16 protein-coding genes and 1 riboswitch are annotated in these 13,835 nt (G+C 75.9%); of the genes, 7 read left to right on the top strand and 9 right to left on the bottom strand.

All coding sequences use genetic code 11. The features are described from left to right. Positions 1–712 (bottom strand): energy-coupling factor ABC transporter permease (locus MNZ29_RS21060; protein WP_242356600.1); only part of this gene is annotated, 712 nt, incomplete at its 3' end. Next, positions 713–918, bottom strand: a riboswitch (cobalamin riboswitch). It abuts the gene before it with no gap. Between the two features lie 100 nt (positions 919–1,018). Here MNZ29_RS21060 and MNZ29_RS21055 point away from each other — a divergent pair. Continuing rightward, the gene (locus MNZ29_RS21055) at positions 1,019–1,936 is read left to right on the top strand and encodes an NAD-dependent epimerase/dehydratase family protein (protein ID WP_242341236.1); all 918 of its coding nucleotides are present in this window, start codon (positions 1,019–1,021) and stop codon (positions 1,934–1,936) included. Here the strand turns inward: MNZ29_RS21055 and MNZ29_RS21050 are convergent. Together MNZ29_RS21050 and MNZ29_RS21045 are read right to left on the bottom strand one after the other, a co-directional pair. Beyond that, a complete protein-coding gene (locus MNZ29_RS21050; RefSeq protein WP_242341237.1) occupies positions 1,845–3,218 on the bottom strand; it encodes a POT family MFS transporter in 1,374 nt (457 codons plus the stop codon). The two genes, MNZ29_RS21055 and MNZ29_RS21050, sit on opposite strands and share 92 nt — an antisense overlap. A gap of 20 nt (positions 3,219–3,238) precedes the next feature. Continuing rightward, entirely contained in the window at positions 3,239–4,543 is a 1,305-nt protein-coding gene (locus MNZ29_RS21045; protein ID WP_242356598.1) for a POT family MFS transporter, read from the bottom strand. A gap of 78 nt (positions 4,544–4,621) precedes the next feature. On the opposite strand from MNZ29_RS21045, the gene MNZ29_RS21040 reads away from it, so the two are divergent. Beyond that, the gene (locus MNZ29_RS21040) at positions 4,622–4,939 is read left to right on the top strand and encodes a rhodanese-like domain-containing protein (RefSeq protein WP_242341239.1); all 318 of its coding nucleotides are present in this window, start codon (positions 4,622–4,624) and stop codon (positions 4,937–4,939) included. Positions 4,940–4,984: 45 nt separating this feature from the next. On the opposite strand, the gene MNZ29_RS21035 is transcribed toward MNZ29_RS21040, so the two are convergent. After that, a complete protein-coding gene (locus tag MNZ29_RS21035; RefSeq protein ID WP_242341240.1) occupies positions 4,985–5,353 on the bottom strand; it encodes a DUF423 domain-containing protein in 369 nt (122 codons plus the stop codon). A gap of 88 nt (positions 5,354–5,441) precedes the next feature. Here MNZ29_RS21035 and MNZ29_RS21030 point away from each other — a divergent pair, with 88 nt between their 5' ends. The 4 genes from MNZ29_RS21030 (at position 5,442) to MNZ29_RS21015 (ending at position 10,073) form a co-directional block, all read left to right on the top strand. Then, the gene (locus MNZ29_RS21030) at positions 5,442–5,780 is read left to right on the top strand and encodes a 4a-hydroxytetrahydrobiopterin dehydratase (RefSeq protein ID WP_242341241.1); all 339 of its coding nucleotides are present in this window, start codon (positions 5,442–5,444) and stop codon (positions 5,778–5,780) included. 77 nt (positions 5,781–5,857) lie between these two features. Continuing rightward, on the top strand, positions 5,858–6,220 hold the full coding sequence (locus tag MNZ29_RS21025) for a hypothetical protein (RefSeq protein ID WP_242341242.1): 363 nt from the start codon (positions 5,858–5,860) through the stop codon (positions 6,218–6,220). Between the two features lie 131 nt (positions 6,221–6,351). Then, positions 6,352–7,554: a metallophosphoesterase gene (locus tag MNZ29_RS21020; protein WP_242341243.1), complete on the top strand. Its 1,203-nt coding sequence runs from the start codon at positions 6,352–6,354 to the stop codon at positions 7,552–7,554. Between the two features lie 194 nt (positions 7,555–7,748). After that, complete coding sequence (locus MNZ29_RS21015; protein ID WP_242356597.1) at positions 7,749–10,073, top strand: carboxypeptidase-like regulatory domain-containing protein; 2,325 nt, start codon at positions 7,749–7,751, stop codon at positions 10,071–10,073. A 48-nt stretch (positions 10,074–10,121) separates the two neighbouring features. On the opposite strand, the gene MNZ29_RS21010 is transcribed toward MNZ29_RS21015, so the two are convergent. After that, on the bottom strand, positions 10,122–10,934 hold the full coding sequence (locus MNZ29_RS21010; RefSeq protein ID WP_242341505.1) for a Sir2 family NAD-dependent protein deacetylase: 813 nt from the start codon (positions 10,932–10,934) through the stop codon (positions 10,122–10,124). Positions 10,935–11,043: 109 nt separating this feature from the next. Here MNZ29_RS21010 and apaG point away from each other — a divergent pair, with 109 nt between their 5' ends. Further along, positions 11,044–11,421, top strand: coding sequence for a Co2+/Mg2+ efflux protein ApaG (gene apaG / locus MNZ29_RS21005; RefSeq protein WP_242341504.1), 378 nt, complete (start codon positions 11,044–11,046; stop codon positions 11,419–11,421). Positions 11,422–11,482: 61 nt separating this feature from the next. On the opposite strand, the gene MNZ29_RS21000 is transcribed toward apaG, so the two are convergent. The 4 genes from MNZ29_RS21000 to MNZ29_RS20985 form a co-directional block, all read right to left on the bottom strand. Further along, the gene (locus tag MNZ29_RS21000) at positions 11,483–11,935 is read right to left on the bottom strand and encodes a biopolymer transporter ExbD (protein WP_242341503.1); all 453 of its coding nucleotides are present in this window, start codon (positions 11,933–11,935) and stop codon (positions 11,483–11,485) included. A gap of 2 nt (positions 11,936–11,937) precedes the next feature. Further along, the gene (locus MNZ29_RS20995) at positions 11,938–12,627 is read right to left on the bottom strand and encodes a MotA/TolQ/ExbB proton channel family protein (protein ID WP_242341502.1); all 690 of its coding nucleotides are present in this window, start codon (positions 12,625–12,627) and stop codon (positions 11,938–11,940) included. Between the two features lie 91 nt (positions 12,628–12,718). After that, on the bottom strand, positions 12,719–13,612 hold the full coding sequence (locus MNZ29_RS20990; protein WP_242341501.1) for a DUF4292 domain-containing protein: 894 nt from the start codon (positions 13,610–13,612) through the stop codon (positions 12,719–12,721). 20 nt (positions 13,613–13,632) lie between these two features. After that, on the bottom strand, positions 13,633–13,835 hold a 203-nt coding region (locus MNZ29_RS20985; protein ID WP_242356595.1), incomplete at its 5' end, for a TRAP transporter TatT component family protein.

Genomic DNA, 13,835 nt, shown 5'->3' with positions numbered 1-13,835 from the left:
TGGCGGCGGCCTCGAGGGCCGCCATGGGGAGCTCGGCGGGCGCGTACGTCGCCGCTACGCCGAGGAGCGTGGTCCGGAACGCGCCGGGCGCCGAGAGCGCGAGCGCGAGCTGGAGCGAGGCGAGCGCGTAGGTCGCGACGCTCGCGGCGAGGGCGCTCGCGGCTGCAGCGAGCGCGAGAGGAAGGCGCGCGGCGCGTAGCCCGCGAAACGCGGCGTGCGCGGCGAGCGCGCCGGCGATCCCCATCGACGCGAGGTCGGCGCCGATCGCGGTCACGCCGCCGTGGCCGAGCAGGAACGCCTGGAGCACGACGGCCGCGAGCGCGGCGAGGATCGCGCGGCGGGCGCCGAGCAGGATCGCGGCGAGCCCGACGCCACACGCGTGCGCCGACGTGCCGAGCGGGAGGGGGATCTCGACGCTCGAGAGCGCGAGCACGAGCGCGGCGGCGGTCGCGATGAGCGGCCGCGCGAGCCGGTCGTCTCCGGCCCGGCGCCACGCGGCGAACGCCGCCGCCACGAACGGTGCGCAGGCGCAGAACCAGAGCACCGCCTGCGCGGGCGGCAGGACGCCGTCGGCGAGGTGCATCGCGCGCGCGGAGGCGGGCCACGCGAGCGCCGCCGCGGCGAGCGCCGGCGCGGCACGACGCGAGACGGTCCGGATGTCGGGGTCCCAGCGGGCGATCTCCGCGCCCGCGGGACGGCAGCCTTGCGGCATGGCGTCCTCGCCAGCTCGGGTAGGTCTCCTGGCTCATGGGTTCGGAGGGGAACACCTTCCCCTCTCACGCCGCTCTCGCCTTCCCCGGTCCGCTGGACCGAGTGGCTCACGAGAGCGGCTCCCCACTCACAGTGGCGGGACCGCGCCGGATTCTCACCGGCTTCCCTGTTATGCCCTCGACGGGCACCCGAGCATCTTGTCCTCGCCTCGTAGCGTCCCGCCGCCCGCGGTGTCAAGCGCCTCCGCGCATCGTCTCGCCAACGCTCAGGAACTCCCGCGCCGAGCGCGGGGGGTTATCCTCGGTCGGTGCGAGAGGTGCTGATCCTCGGGTGTGGGTACACTGGGCGTCACGTCGCCGCACGCCTGCTCGCGCACGGTGTGTCCGTCGTCGCGGCGGCTCGCGACGAAGAGACGCTCGCGTCCCTCGCGGAGCGCGGCGCGACGGTGGTTGCGTTCGACGCGGCCCGGCCCGCCTCGTGGGGAGGCGTTGCGTCCGCGGCGGCCCGGCTCACGCCCGGCTTCGCCGTGCTGCTCTCGGTGCCGCCGCTCGAGCGCCTCGGCGTGCGGGGGGACGCGACGGCGGCCCTGCTCGCCACGCTCTCGCCGCCCGGGCGCGTCGTGTACCTCTCGTCGACCTCGGTCTACGGCGGGCAGCGCGACGTCGACGCCGAGACCGCTGCGGCGCCGCGCACTCACGAGGGAGCGCTTCGGCTCGACGCCGAGCGGGGCGTCGCGCGGGGGCCGTGGTCTTCGCTGGTCCTCCGTGCCTCGGCGATCTATGGCCCCGGCCGCGGGCTGCATGCGCGCGCGGGGGCCGCGCCACGGCGCGGCGGCGATCCTGATCGCGTCGTGTCGCGCATCCACGTCGACGACCTCGCGGCGCTCTGCGAGGCCGCGCTCGCCTCCGGGCTCACGGGCGCGTACCCCGCGGCGGACTCGTCGCCGGCGAGCGCGCGCGAGGTGGCCGCGTTCTGCGCCTCGCTCGGCCTCGTCCCCCCCGCGCTGCCCGACAGGATCCCGGGACCGCACGGCGGTCGCCGTGTCGACGGACGGGCCGCGTTCGAGGCGCTCGGCGTCGCGCTCGCGTACCCGTCCTATCGCGAGGGTGTCGTCGCCTCGATCGCGGCGCCGCTCACCCCTCCGCCGCCACCACGTCGACCGCCGCCGGCACGGGGCGGTACCGCCGCGCGACCTCGCGGAACGCGAGCGCGGCGGCGAGCATGAGGCCGGCGAAGACCCAGAAGTACGCGGCCCCCTGCAGCGAGACGAGGCGCGTGAAGACGGCGGTGAGCAGGTTCCCGAGCGCGATCGCGAGGAACCAGAGCGACATGATCGTGCTCCGCATCGCCCGCGGCGCCTGCGTGTAGCTGAACTCGAGGCCGGTCACCGAGACGAGCACTTCTCCGACCGTGAGGAGCACGTACTGCGGCAGCTGCCAGAGCGCGCTCGGCGGCGCGCCGCCGCGATCGACGAAGGTCTGCACGATCGCCGCCGCGCCGAACGAGAGCGCGGTGACGAACATCCCCGCCGTCATCTTCTTGAGCGGGGTGAGCTCGAGGCCGCGCCGCTCGAGGAGGGGGAACACTCCCCACGTGAAGAGCGGGATGAGCGTCATGACGAGGAACGGGTTCGCCGCCTGGAGCTGCGCCGGCGACATCTCGAAGCCGCGGACGACGAGGTCCATCTGGCTCGCCTGGATGACCCACGACGACGCCTTCTGGTCGAAGAGCGCCCAGAAGATCGTCACCGCCGAGAACACCCCCATGATGCGGAAGACCGCCCTCGCGCCCGCGATCGCCTCCGGCGGGTGCGCGTCTCGCGCGCCCTCCAGCCAGTGCTCGCCGGCGCGGCCGGTGCCGAGGCGGCGCACGGCGCGCGCCACGACGCGCAGGAAGCCGTGCGGGTTCGGGCCGGAGGGCGGCGCCTGCACGTAGTGCTTCGTCCCCGCCCAGAAGACGAGGAGCGAGAGCGCCATCAGCACGCCCGGGACGGCGAACGCGACCGGCGCCCCGTGGCGCTTCAGCAGCCACGGGATGAGCAGGTTCGCCGAGGCCGAGCCGAGGTTGATGGACCAGTAGAACCACCCGTACACCCGCTGCATGAGCGTCTGCTGGGCCGGCCCGAACTGATCGCCGACGAACGCCGAGACGCACGGCTTGATGCCGCCCGCGCCGAGCGCGATGAGCGAGAGGCCGGCGAGGAGGCCCGCGGGCGTCTCCCAGACGGCGAGCACCGCGTGCCCGGCCACGTAGCCGAGCGAGATCCAGAGGATCGTGCGGTAGCGCCCCCAGAACCGGTCGGCGATCCACCCGCCGACGAGCGGCGTGAGGTAGTTCGCCATCACGAAGTAGTGGAAGTAGGCCTTCGCGTCCTGCTGCGCGAGCAGCAGGTACTGGATCATGTAGAGCGTCAGGATCGAGCGCATCCCGTAGAACGAGAAGCGCTCGCAGAGCTCGTTGCCGACGATGTACTTGACCTGGGGCGGATAGCGCTCGGCGTGGGCCATGTCCGTCTCGGGCTCCGGGATCAGGCGGCGACCCCGGACGCCGCGCCGCGCCGCGCCGGCGCGGCCGGGTACCACCAGGCGACGAGCGCGAAGACCACCGCGGCGCCCAGCATGAGGACCGCGAAGAACGCGTAGTAGGCCACGCCCTGGAAGCGGTTCACCCAGGCGACGACCGCCGTGAGGATCGAGCCCGAGGCGATGGTGAGGTACCACAGGCCCATCACCACGCTCTTCAGCCGCTTCGGCGACTCCGCGTAGGCGAACTCGAGCGCGGTGACCGACACGAGCACCTCGCCGATGGTGAGGAACAGGTACTGGGGCACCTGCCAGACGACGTGCGGCGGCGCCCCGGCCTCGCCGAGGCGCGCCTCGACGAGCGCCGCGGCCACGAACGAGAGCACCGTGACGAACATCCCCACCGTCATCTTGCGCAGCGCCGTCACGCGCACCCCGCGCCGCTCGAGCGCCGGATAGACGAACACCGCGAACACCGGGATGAGCGTGAGGACGAAGGCGGCGTCGAGCGTCTGCACCTGGCCGGAGGCGACGTGGAAGCCGAGCACGTCGCGCCGCATGCGGTCGGCCTGCAGCGTCCACGACGAGCCGTACTGGAAGAAGAGCGCCCAGAACGCCGCCACCGGCGCGAAGATCGCCATGATGCGCAGGAGCGCCGCGCGGGCCGGCGCCTCGGCCGCCTCGCCCGGCGCGCGCGGCGGCGCGCTGCGCAGCGGCGGCGCGTGCACGTACTTGCCGCGACCGAGCCAGAACACGAGGAGCGCGGCCGCCATGGCGAGGCCCGGCACGCCGAACGCGACGCGCGGGCTCACGCGGTCGAGCAGCAGCGGGATGACGAGCGTCCCGACCGTCGAGCCGAGGTTGATCATCCAGTAGTAGAGGTCGTACAGGCGCGCGAGGAGCCCCTCCTGGCCGGGCGGGATCTGGTCGCCCGCGAACGCGGAGGCGCACGGCTTGATGCCGCCCGCGCCGATGGCGATGAGGCCGAGGCCCACCACGAGGCCGGTGCCGCTCTCCCACACCGCGAGCGTCGCGTGGCCGGCGACGTAGCCGAACGAGAGCCACAGGATCGTGCGGTAGCGGCCGAGCACCCAGTCGGCGAGGAGCGCCCCCGCGAGCGGCATCAGGTACACGGCCGCGGTGAACACCTGGAAGCCGGCGATGGCGCGGTGCTCGGGGAGCCCGAGGTTCCTCGCCATGTAGAGGGCGAGGACGGAGGTCATGCCGTAGTAGGAGAACCGCTCGGCAGCCTCGTTCCAGGCGAGGAACTTGATCGACGGCGGGAACCGATCCCGGGGGGTCGCGCTCATTCGAGGCGTGACTCTGCCACGGGAGGGGGCCCGAGGCGAGGCTGCGCGGGGGACGTCGGCCGGTTAGACCGTGACGCCATGACCCGACTCTCTCCCGCCGACGCGCACGCCCTCGTCTCGCAGGGCGGGCACGACCTCGTCGACGTGCGCGAGCCGCACGAGTGGTCCCGCGGCCGGATCCCCGGCGCGCGCCACGTCCCGCTCCGCGTCCTCGCCCTCGCGCCGAACGCGCACCTCGTCGACGGGCGGCCGGTCGTCTTCATCTGCGCGCACGGCGCCCGCAGCCTCACCGCCGCCGCCCTCGCCGAGCGGGCGGGCGCGCCAAGGGCGGCGAGCGTGGACGGAGGCACAGTCCGCTGGGCGCGCGAGGGGCTGCCGTTCGAGGGCACGCCCTGACGGCGGCGCGGCGCGGCGCGTCGGCCGCGCGGCACGCGCCGCCGCTCAGCGCCGCAGCGCGGACAGCGCGAGCGCGATCCAGCCCGCGATGAAGGCCACCCCGCCGAACGGCGTCACCGCCCCGAGCGCGCGCACCCCGGTGAGCGCGAGCGCGTAGAGGCTGCCGGAGAAGAGCAGCGTCCCGAGCGCGAAGAGCCACCCGGCCCACGCCGGCGCCGCCCCGCCGAGGCGCGCCGCCGCCCAGCCGGCCGCGATGAGGCCGAGCGCGTGGTACATCTCGTAGCGCGCGCCGGTCTCGAAGATTGCGAGGAGGTCCGGCGAGAGCCGCGTCTTGAGGGCGTGCGCGCCGAACGCGCCGGCCGCGACGGAGATCGCGGCGGAGATCGCGCCGAGCGCGAGGAAGGTCCGTTCCATGGCGGGCGAGGATAGCCGACGCCGCCCGCGCGCGGACGTCCCGCCCAAGCCTTGCGCGAGCGCCCCTCCCGGCGCAGGTCTCCCGGGCATGGACTTCACGACGAAGCGCTGCGTCCCCTGCGAGGGCGGCATCCCCAAGATGACCCCGGGCGAGGTCGAGGAGGGGCTCCGCTCGCTCGACGGCTGGGACGCGCGGCTGGACGCGACGCAGCTCCACAAGCACTACCGGTTCAAGGACTTCCGCCACGCGATCGCCTTCGTGAACGCGATGGCCGAGCTCGCCGAGGACGAGGGCCACCACCCCGACTTCTCCGTCCACTACAGCGCGGTGGACGTGACGCTCTGGACGCACGCCATCGGCGGGCTGTCCGAGAACGACTTCATCCTCGCGGCGAAGCTCGATCGACTCCCCGCCTCGCGCGCGTGAGGCGAGCGCGCGCTGAATAGAAGGAAGGGAGGGGCCGTCTCTCCGGTGGAAGGGGTAACACGACACCGGAGGAAGCCATGACGTCCCTGTCCCTGAGGAAGCTCGCCCTCGCCGTCGCCCTCGCCGCCGCGCTGCCGTCCGCTGCGCTCGCCAAGCCCTGCGACGAGGACCGCCTTCCGCCGCCCCGCCCCGCGCCGGCCGACTGGGGTCGCGACGGGCGCCACGACTGGGGCCGGGACGGGCGCTGGGAGTCGCCGCGGGAGCGCGAGGCGCGCGAGATCCGCCGCGAGCTGCGCGAGCTCGAGGACACCCGCGCCGACTTCTACGCGCGCTACGCGGGCCGCCCGGGCAAGGTCCGCAGGTTCGAGCGGTGGTACGCGTCGCGCCGCGCGGAGCTCGAGGCGCGCTGGGACGCGCTCCGCGCCTACGCCTGGCGCTGACCTCCTCACGCTCGCCCGTCGTCCGCGGCCCGTGCGCTCGAGTGCGCGCGGGCCGCGCCGTCTCCGGGGCCCGGGCGCCGCGGCGACGCCGCGCTGGCGACGACGGCCGCGCGGGGTTAGAGAACCCCCCCGTGAGCCGCGCTCTCTCCCTCTCGATCTTCGTCGTCGTGAGCCTCGCCGTCCTCGGCGGCATGCACACGTACCTGTGGATCCGCCTGGTTCGCGACACCGCGATGGCCGACCCGTGGCGCCGCGTCGCGACCGTGTCGCTCGTCGTGCTCTCGTTCGCGATGCCGCTCGGCCTCGTCGCCCTCCGCGCCGCGCCCCGCCCGCTCGCGCGCATCGTCCCGGCCGTCGCCTTCGGCTGGCTCGGCCTCGCCTTCATGCTCTTCTGCGCGCTCGTCGCGATCGACGCCGTCCGCGCCGCGCTGCACGGCAGCGAGCTCCTCGCAGACTGGCTCCGCCGGCGCCCCGACCCGCCCGCGGATCCCGCCCGCCGGCTGTTCGTGGCGCGCGCGATCGCCGGCGGGGCCGCCCTCGCCACCGGCGGCGCGGCGGCGCTCGCCTTCCGCGCCGCGACCGGCCCGGCCGAGATCTCCGAGGTGCCGGTGCGGCTCGAGCGGCTCCCGCCCACGCTCTCCGGCCTCACCATCGCGCAGCTCACCGATCTCCACGTCGGGCCCACCATCGGCGAGCGCGACGTGCGCCGCGCGGTGGACCAGACGAACGCCCTCCGTCCCGACGTCATCGCCATCACCGGCGACCTCGTGGACGGCAGCGTGCGCGACCTCGGGCGCGCCATCTCCCACCTCGGGCGACTGCGCGCGCGCTACGGCGTCTACTTCGTCACGGGCAACCACGAGTACTACTCGGGCGTCGAGGAGTGGCTCGAGGAGCTTCCCCGGCTCGGCGTCCGCGTGCTCCGCAACGAGCGCGTGACCGTCGGCGACGCCGGTGCGTCGATCGACCTCGCCGGCGTCGACGACTGGAGCGCGGCGCGGATGAACGGCGGGCACGAGAACGACCTCCGCCGCGCCCTCGCCGGCCGCGACCCCGAGCGCGGCCTCGTCCTGCTCGCGCACCAGCCGCGCGGCGTCGCCGAGGCGGTGCAGGCGGGGGTGGAGCTCCAGCTCTCCGGCCACACCCACGGCGGGCAGATCGTCCCGTTCAACCTGCTCGTCGCGGCGGCGCAGCCCTACGTGAAGGGGCTGCACCGGCACGCCGAAGGCGACCGTGCCGGCCAGATCTTCGTCTCGCGCGGCACCGGCTACTGGGGCCCTCCGCTGCGGCTCGGCTCCCCGCCCGAGATCGCGCGCATCGTGCTCACGACCTAGCCCGCCGCGCTCCCGCGCGGGGCCCGCTGCGTTGCTCGGGACGTCACCCCGCGTGACGGACGGGCGTCCAGCCGGCCGCAGGCGCGCCCTCCGCCCGGTCCGCGCCGTGCGCGCGCGCCCGGGCCCGCAAGGGCCGTCTCTCCCGCCCCGGCCGCGGTCTAACCTCGGGCGCGTCAGCCCGGAGGATCCCTCGAATGCGCTTCCGCTCCGTCGCCGTGATCGTCCTCGTGTTCGGCGCCGCCGCCCTGGTGAGCGTCTTCGTCGTCCGCCGGATCGCGTTCCACCCCGCCCGGCAGGTGCCGGCCACGGTGAGCGCCGCGGCGCCCGTGCCCGAGGTGACGCCGCCCGCCGAGCCCCCCGCCACCGCGGCCGACGGGCAGCTCGAGCTCCTCGCGACCTCGGGCGAGGCGCCGCTCGCGGGCGCGGAGGTCCGCCTCTACCTCGCGCTGCCGCCTGGGCCGGGCACGCTCGCGCCCGCGTGGCGCCGCGCCGGCGTGGCGCGCACCGACGGAACCGGGGTCGCCCGGCTCCCCGCGCGCCCGGGCAGCTACCTCGTGGCGGTGCGCGCCGCGGGCCTCGGGACCGCGCACGCGGAGGTCGTCCGCCCGCGCGGCGAGGACCTGACGCACGCGGAGGTCGCGCTCGAGCAGCCGGTCTCGCTGGAGGTGCGCGTCGCCTCGCGCCCGGAGGGCCGGCCGGTCGCTGCGCGCGTGGTCGCGTTCCCGGCTGCCGCAGGCCCGCTGCGGTTCGGCCCGCCGTCGGCGCCGGTGGAGGAGCAGGTCACGGCGACCGCGGACGCGTCCGGCGTCGCCCGGCTCGCGGGGCTCGCACCCGCGAGCTACGCCGTCGCCGCCGAGGCGGCGGACCTCCACCCGGCCCTCCTCAGGCGCGTCGCGGTGCCGCGCACAGGCGCGCTCGCCATCGCGCTCGAGCCGCTCGGCCGGATCGAGGGCGTCGTCCACGACGCGAGCGGCCGGCCCTCCGCGCGCGCGACCGTGCGCGGCGCCTCCCGCGATCACTCCGGCGAGGCCATCTCCGACGCGAGCGGGCGCTTCACCCTCGCCGTGCCCGCCGGGAGCTACCGGCTCTCCGCGGTCGAGGGCGAGCGCGCCGGCGGGGTCGGCCCGGTCTCCGTGCAGGCCGGCGCGACGACCGGCGGAGTCGAGCTCGTGCTGGGGCCTCCGGCCGCGCTCGCGGGCGAGGTGGTCGAGGAGGGCTCCGGCCGCCCGGTGCCGGGCGCCGAGGTGGCGCTCTCGCCGCACGAGACCGGCGCGCTCGCCGCGCGCGTGCTCGCGGGCGCCGACGGCCGCTACCGCATCCCCGCGCTCGCCCCCGGGCAGTACGACCTGCGCGCCGCCGCGGCCGGCAGGAGCCCCGCGCTCCAGCGCGGCGTGACGCTGGAGGCGGGCGCGACGTTCCCGCTCCGCGTCCCGCTCGCGGGCACGGGCGCCATCGAGGGCGCGGTCGGCGACGCGCGCGGGCGGCCGCTCGCCGGAGCGCGCGTGCGCGTCGAGGCGCGCGGCGACGGGCTCGAGGGCGCGCTCGCGCTCGAGGCGCGCAGCGACTTCGACGGGCGCTACCGGATCGAGGGCGTGGAGGTCGGCCGGGCGGAGCTCGTCGCGCGGCAGGAGGGCGTCGACCTCGGCGCCTCGCGCGCGGTGCGCGTGGCGCCGGGCGGCACCGCGCGCGCGGACTTCGAGCTGCCCGACGCCGGGGTGCTCGTCGGCCACGTGAGCGAGGCGGGACGCCCCGCGCCGGCGGGCACCGCCGTCGTCGCCGTCCCGATGAAGGCGGGGCTCGGCACCCCGCAGGCGGCGCGCGCGATCGCGGACGCGAGCGGGGGCTACCGCCTCGCGCTCCCCGCCGGCGAGTACCGGGTCCACGCGGCGCCCGCCGACGCGGAGCGCACCGACCTGCGCGTCGCGCCGGCGTTCGCCCGCGTCGAGCCGGGCAGGACCGCGCGCCTCGACGTCGCCGCCGCGCGGGCCTCCGCCGAGGCGGGGCTCGAGGTCGCGGTCCTCGAGCCGGGCGGCGCGCCGTCGCCCGGCGCGGTGGTGACGCTCTCGCGCGCGGGCGACGAGCGGATCGCGCTCGCGACGAGCGCAGGCGAGGACGGGCGCGTCGTGCTCGCGCAGGAGATGGGGCTCGCGGGGGCGAACGTGACGGTGCGCGCGCGCAGCGGCGGCCGGAGCGGCGCGTGGACCGGCACGCTCCCGGCGGCCGGCTCGGTCGTGCTTCGGCTCGAGCGCGGCGGCGCGGTCGAGGGGGTGGTGCGGGCGGCGGGTGCGGCGCCGCGGAGCCTCGTCGTGGAGGTGGCCTCGCAGCCCTCCGCGAACGCGTGGCGGACGACCGACGTGCACCGCTTCGCGGGCGCCCGCTTCGAGCTCGGCGATCTGCCCACCGGCCCGGTGCGCCTCACCGTGCGCGCGGACGACGGGCGGCGCGGCGCGGCCGAGCTCTCCATCGCGTCGGGCGAGACGCGCAAGGTCGAGATCGCGCTCGGGCGCGACGGGCGCTGACGGCGTCGTCCGAGCCCGTCGCGGGACGCGCCGCTCGGCCGGCGCCGCTCACCCGCCGAGCGCCGCCACGATCTCCGGCAGCCGCTCGCAGGCGCTGCCGCGCGCGAAGAAGCCGCGCTGCGACCTCTCGGCGAGCGCCGCGAACGGGTTCTCCTCGGGGTTCACGTCGACGAGCGCCGCGCCGCGCTGGAACACGAGCCGGCCGATCTGCATCGGCAGGTTGGTCGCGCCGCTCGTCCCGACGACGAGCAGGAGGTCCGCCGCCTCCGTCGCGCGGAGCGCGCTGTCCATCCGGTAGTTCGGCTCGTCGTAGTACTCGTCGAACCAGAGCACGTGCGGACGGAGCCACCCGCCGCAGGCCGGGCAGGCGAGGCGCGCCCGGTCCTCCGCGCTGAGCGGCTCGTCCTTCGCGCGGGGCGGGAACGCCGGCAGCTCCAGGCGTCCCACGCCGCACTCCGCGACGCAGCGGACGTAGGCCACGTCGCCGTGGATGCAGAGGACCCGGTCGGATCCCGCGCGCCGGTGGAGCCCGTCGATGTTCTGGGTCACGAGGGTGAAGCGATCGCCGAGCGCGCGCTCGAGCGCCACGAGCGCGGCGTGGCCGGCGTTCGGCTGGGCGTGCCGGCAGAGGCCGAAGCGGTACAGGTACCAGCGCCACACCTCCTCCGGCGAGCGCTCGAACATCTCGTGGGTGGCCATCTCCTGCGGCATGTAGTTCTGCGAGCCGACCACCCAGTACCCCTCCGCTCCGCGGAAGGTCGGGATGCCGCTCTCCGCCGAGATGCCGGCGCCGGTGAGGACCACCACCCGCCCCTCCGCCTCCCGCACGGCGTCGAGGATCGCCTTGAGCTTCGGTTCCATTCCATCTCCACGGGGGCCGTCGCCCCGCCCGCTCGACCGTCGACCCCGGGCCGCCGCGCCTCACCCAGCGTGCTGGCGCGCCCGCGCGCGCCCGTTATAACGTTCGCACGTGTCGACCGCCGTGACCCAGGGAATCCGCGTCGAGGTGCAGGGCACCTACCGCCCCGATCGCTCGGAGGCGGGGCGCTGGCTCTTCACGTACACCGTCCGCGTCGCGAACCGGGGGAGCGAGCCGGCGCAGCTCGTCTCGCGCCGCTGGGTCATCACCGACGCGAACGGCGAGCGCGAGGAGGTCGTCGGCGAGGGGGTCATCGGCCAGCAGCCGCACCTCGAGCCGGGCGAGGAGTTCGAGTACACGAGCTTCTGCGTGCTCGAGACGCCGCACGGCTCGATGCGCGGCAGCTACCGGATGCAGCGCCCGGACGGGACGAGCTTCGAGGCGCGCATCGCGCCGTTCCCGCTCGTGGTGCCCGGTCGCCTGAACTGATCGAACGGAGGCTGCGCCCCTCGCCTCCCGCGCCGGCGCGCCTGCGTCCTGCTCGCGCCGGCTACTGCCCCGCGCGCGTGGCGATCGCGAGCCGCGTCAGCCCTTCCTGGCGCGCCAGCTCCATCACCGCCACGACCCGGCCGTGCTGCACGCCCTCGTCGGCCTGGAACAGCACCACGGTCTCCGGGCTCCGCTCGCGCGCCGCGGCGAACGACTGCCGCAGCGCGGCGTCGTCCTGCACCTTCCCCCCGACGACCACGCGGCCGTCGGCGAGCACCGCGACGGTGAGGTCGCGCGCGACCGCCGTGGTCTCGCCCTTGCCGCCCTTCGGCAGGTTCACCTTGAACCCGCCCTCGTCCCGTCCCGCCTCCGCGATGGCCGTGGTGGTCACCATGAAGATGATGAGCAGCACGAGGAAGATGTCGGTGAGCGGCGTGATGTTGATGTCGGCGAAGATCCCGCCGGCCGTCTCGAGATCGTCGCCGTTGCCGTTCTGCGGCCCGCCGATGGCCATCGTCAGGCCTCCCGCGCCGGCCGCGGCTCGGCCGCCGGGCGCGCCGCCGCGGCGGGCAGCGCGTCGTGGAGCGTCTCGAGGAACTCCTCGACCAGGAGCTTCAGCTGCAGGGCGAGCTTCTGCACGTGCACGTTCAGGAAGTTGTAGATGACCACCGCCTCGATGGCGACCGCGATGCCTCCCGCCGTCGCGACGAGCGCCTCGGAGATGCCCGAGGCGACCACGGTGAAGCCGCCCTGCCCGGTGGCGGCCATGTGCCGGAACGCCTGCATGATGCCGACGACCGTGCCGAAGAGGCCGATGAACGGCGCGATGGCGCCGACCGTGCCGAGGACCCAGACGTTGCGGCGGAGGCGCAGGTTCACCTGCTGGCGCTCGCGCTCGACCGCCGCGTCGATCTTGTCCTCGTCGGGAGCGCCGCCGCGCGGGCCGCGGCGGCCGGCGGCCGCGAGGCCGGCGAGGAACACGTCGGCGGCGGGAGACGGGGAGCGCTCGCACTCCGCCCGCGCCTCGTCCAGATCGCCGCGGAGCAGCGCGCGGAGGACCGCGTCGGCGACCGTGCGGGCGTTCGCGGCGAAGCCCCACAGCGCGATGGCGCGCTCGATGGCGACGGCGAGCGCCAGCACCGAGCAGGCCCCGATGATCCACATCGACCAGCTGCTCTTCAGGACTCCAAGGAAGCTCGTGTCCAAAGGGGTCTCCCGTGCGAGGAGACGGGAGTCTAATCGGGACCGGACTTCCGTGGGGCGCCAGGGAGCAGATCGAGGGCTCGCCCCCTCCCGGCTACCGGGCGGGTGGCGGCGCGGGCGCGGCGGGCGCCCTCTCCTCCGACGGGGCCGGCGTGCCGTCGCGGAAGAGGTTCGGCGGCACCGGCCCGGCCGCGCGATCGAGCTCGACGACGCGCGCCCCGCGCGGCGGATCGAGCGAGAACCGCACGCCGTCGAGCTTGCCGTTCACCTCGATCTCGTCGGCCCAGCGCAGGTCGAGCCGCACGCGCGGGTCGTCGGAGCGGAGCCGCACCTCGCCGGGGAAGCGGCCACCTTTGAGCGGCCGGAAGCCGTCGAAGTCGACCGAGTAGGCGGGGGCGGTGCCCGGCGGGACCGCCACGATGCTCGCGCGCTCGACCGCGGCCTCCTCCCCGATGCGGACGTCCTGGGCGCGCCCGTTCCCCTCGAGCGAGAGCACGAGCGCGCCGTCGCGGACCTCGACGTCCACCGGCGTCTCGAGGAGCGGCGCCGAGCCGCACAGCAAGGTGACGAGGTCCTCGGCCGGGAGCGGCAGGGGGACGAGCCGGGAGAGGTTCTCCGGCGTCGCCTCGCCCCGGTAGAATACCCGCTCCTTCGCGTCGTAGAGCTGGAAGCGCCCGCCCTCCGCGACGAGCACGGCGCCCACGTTGCCGAAGAAGTCGAGCACCTCGACGTGCAGCCGGTCGGGCTTCTCGGCGGCGATGAACTCGCGCACCGACACCCAGCTGCGCATGCCCTTCGCCTCCACCTTCACGCGCGCCTCGCCGGAGACGCGCTGCACCTGCGCCTGCGCCGCGCGCACCTGCGCGAGGAGCGGCCCGGGATCGCGGGAGAGGTCCGGCGGCGGCCGGCGCGGGTGGCAGGCGACGAGCGCGAGCGCGGCGAGGAGCGCCGCTGCGCCGCGCGATCGTCGGAGGGGGACTGCGGGCATTCTCGTCTCCGGGAGGCGGGCTAGAAGAGGCGCGCCCTGCGCTCGCGCAGCTCGGCCGCGCGGCGCTGCGCGATGGCGTTCTCGGGCGCGCGGTCGGGATCGCGGGCGGGGTCCGAGCCGACGACCTCGGCGAGGAGCTTGTCGAAGAGCGCCGCGTCCTGCACGAGCACCGCGTAGGTCTCGGCCTCCGCGACGCGGCCGAGGAGGTCGTCCGGCGCGAGCT

It is taken from the genome of Anaeromyxobacter sp. SG64 (assembly GCF_022690745.1).
In the GTDB taxonomy this organism is placed as follows: domain Bacteria; phylum Myxococcota; class Myxococcia; order Myxococcales; family Anaeromyxobacteraceae; genus Anaeromyxobacter; species Anaeromyxobacter soli.
Note: the sequence above shows the minus strand (reverse complement) of the source record. Positions and strands in the feature narration are given on the sequence as shown.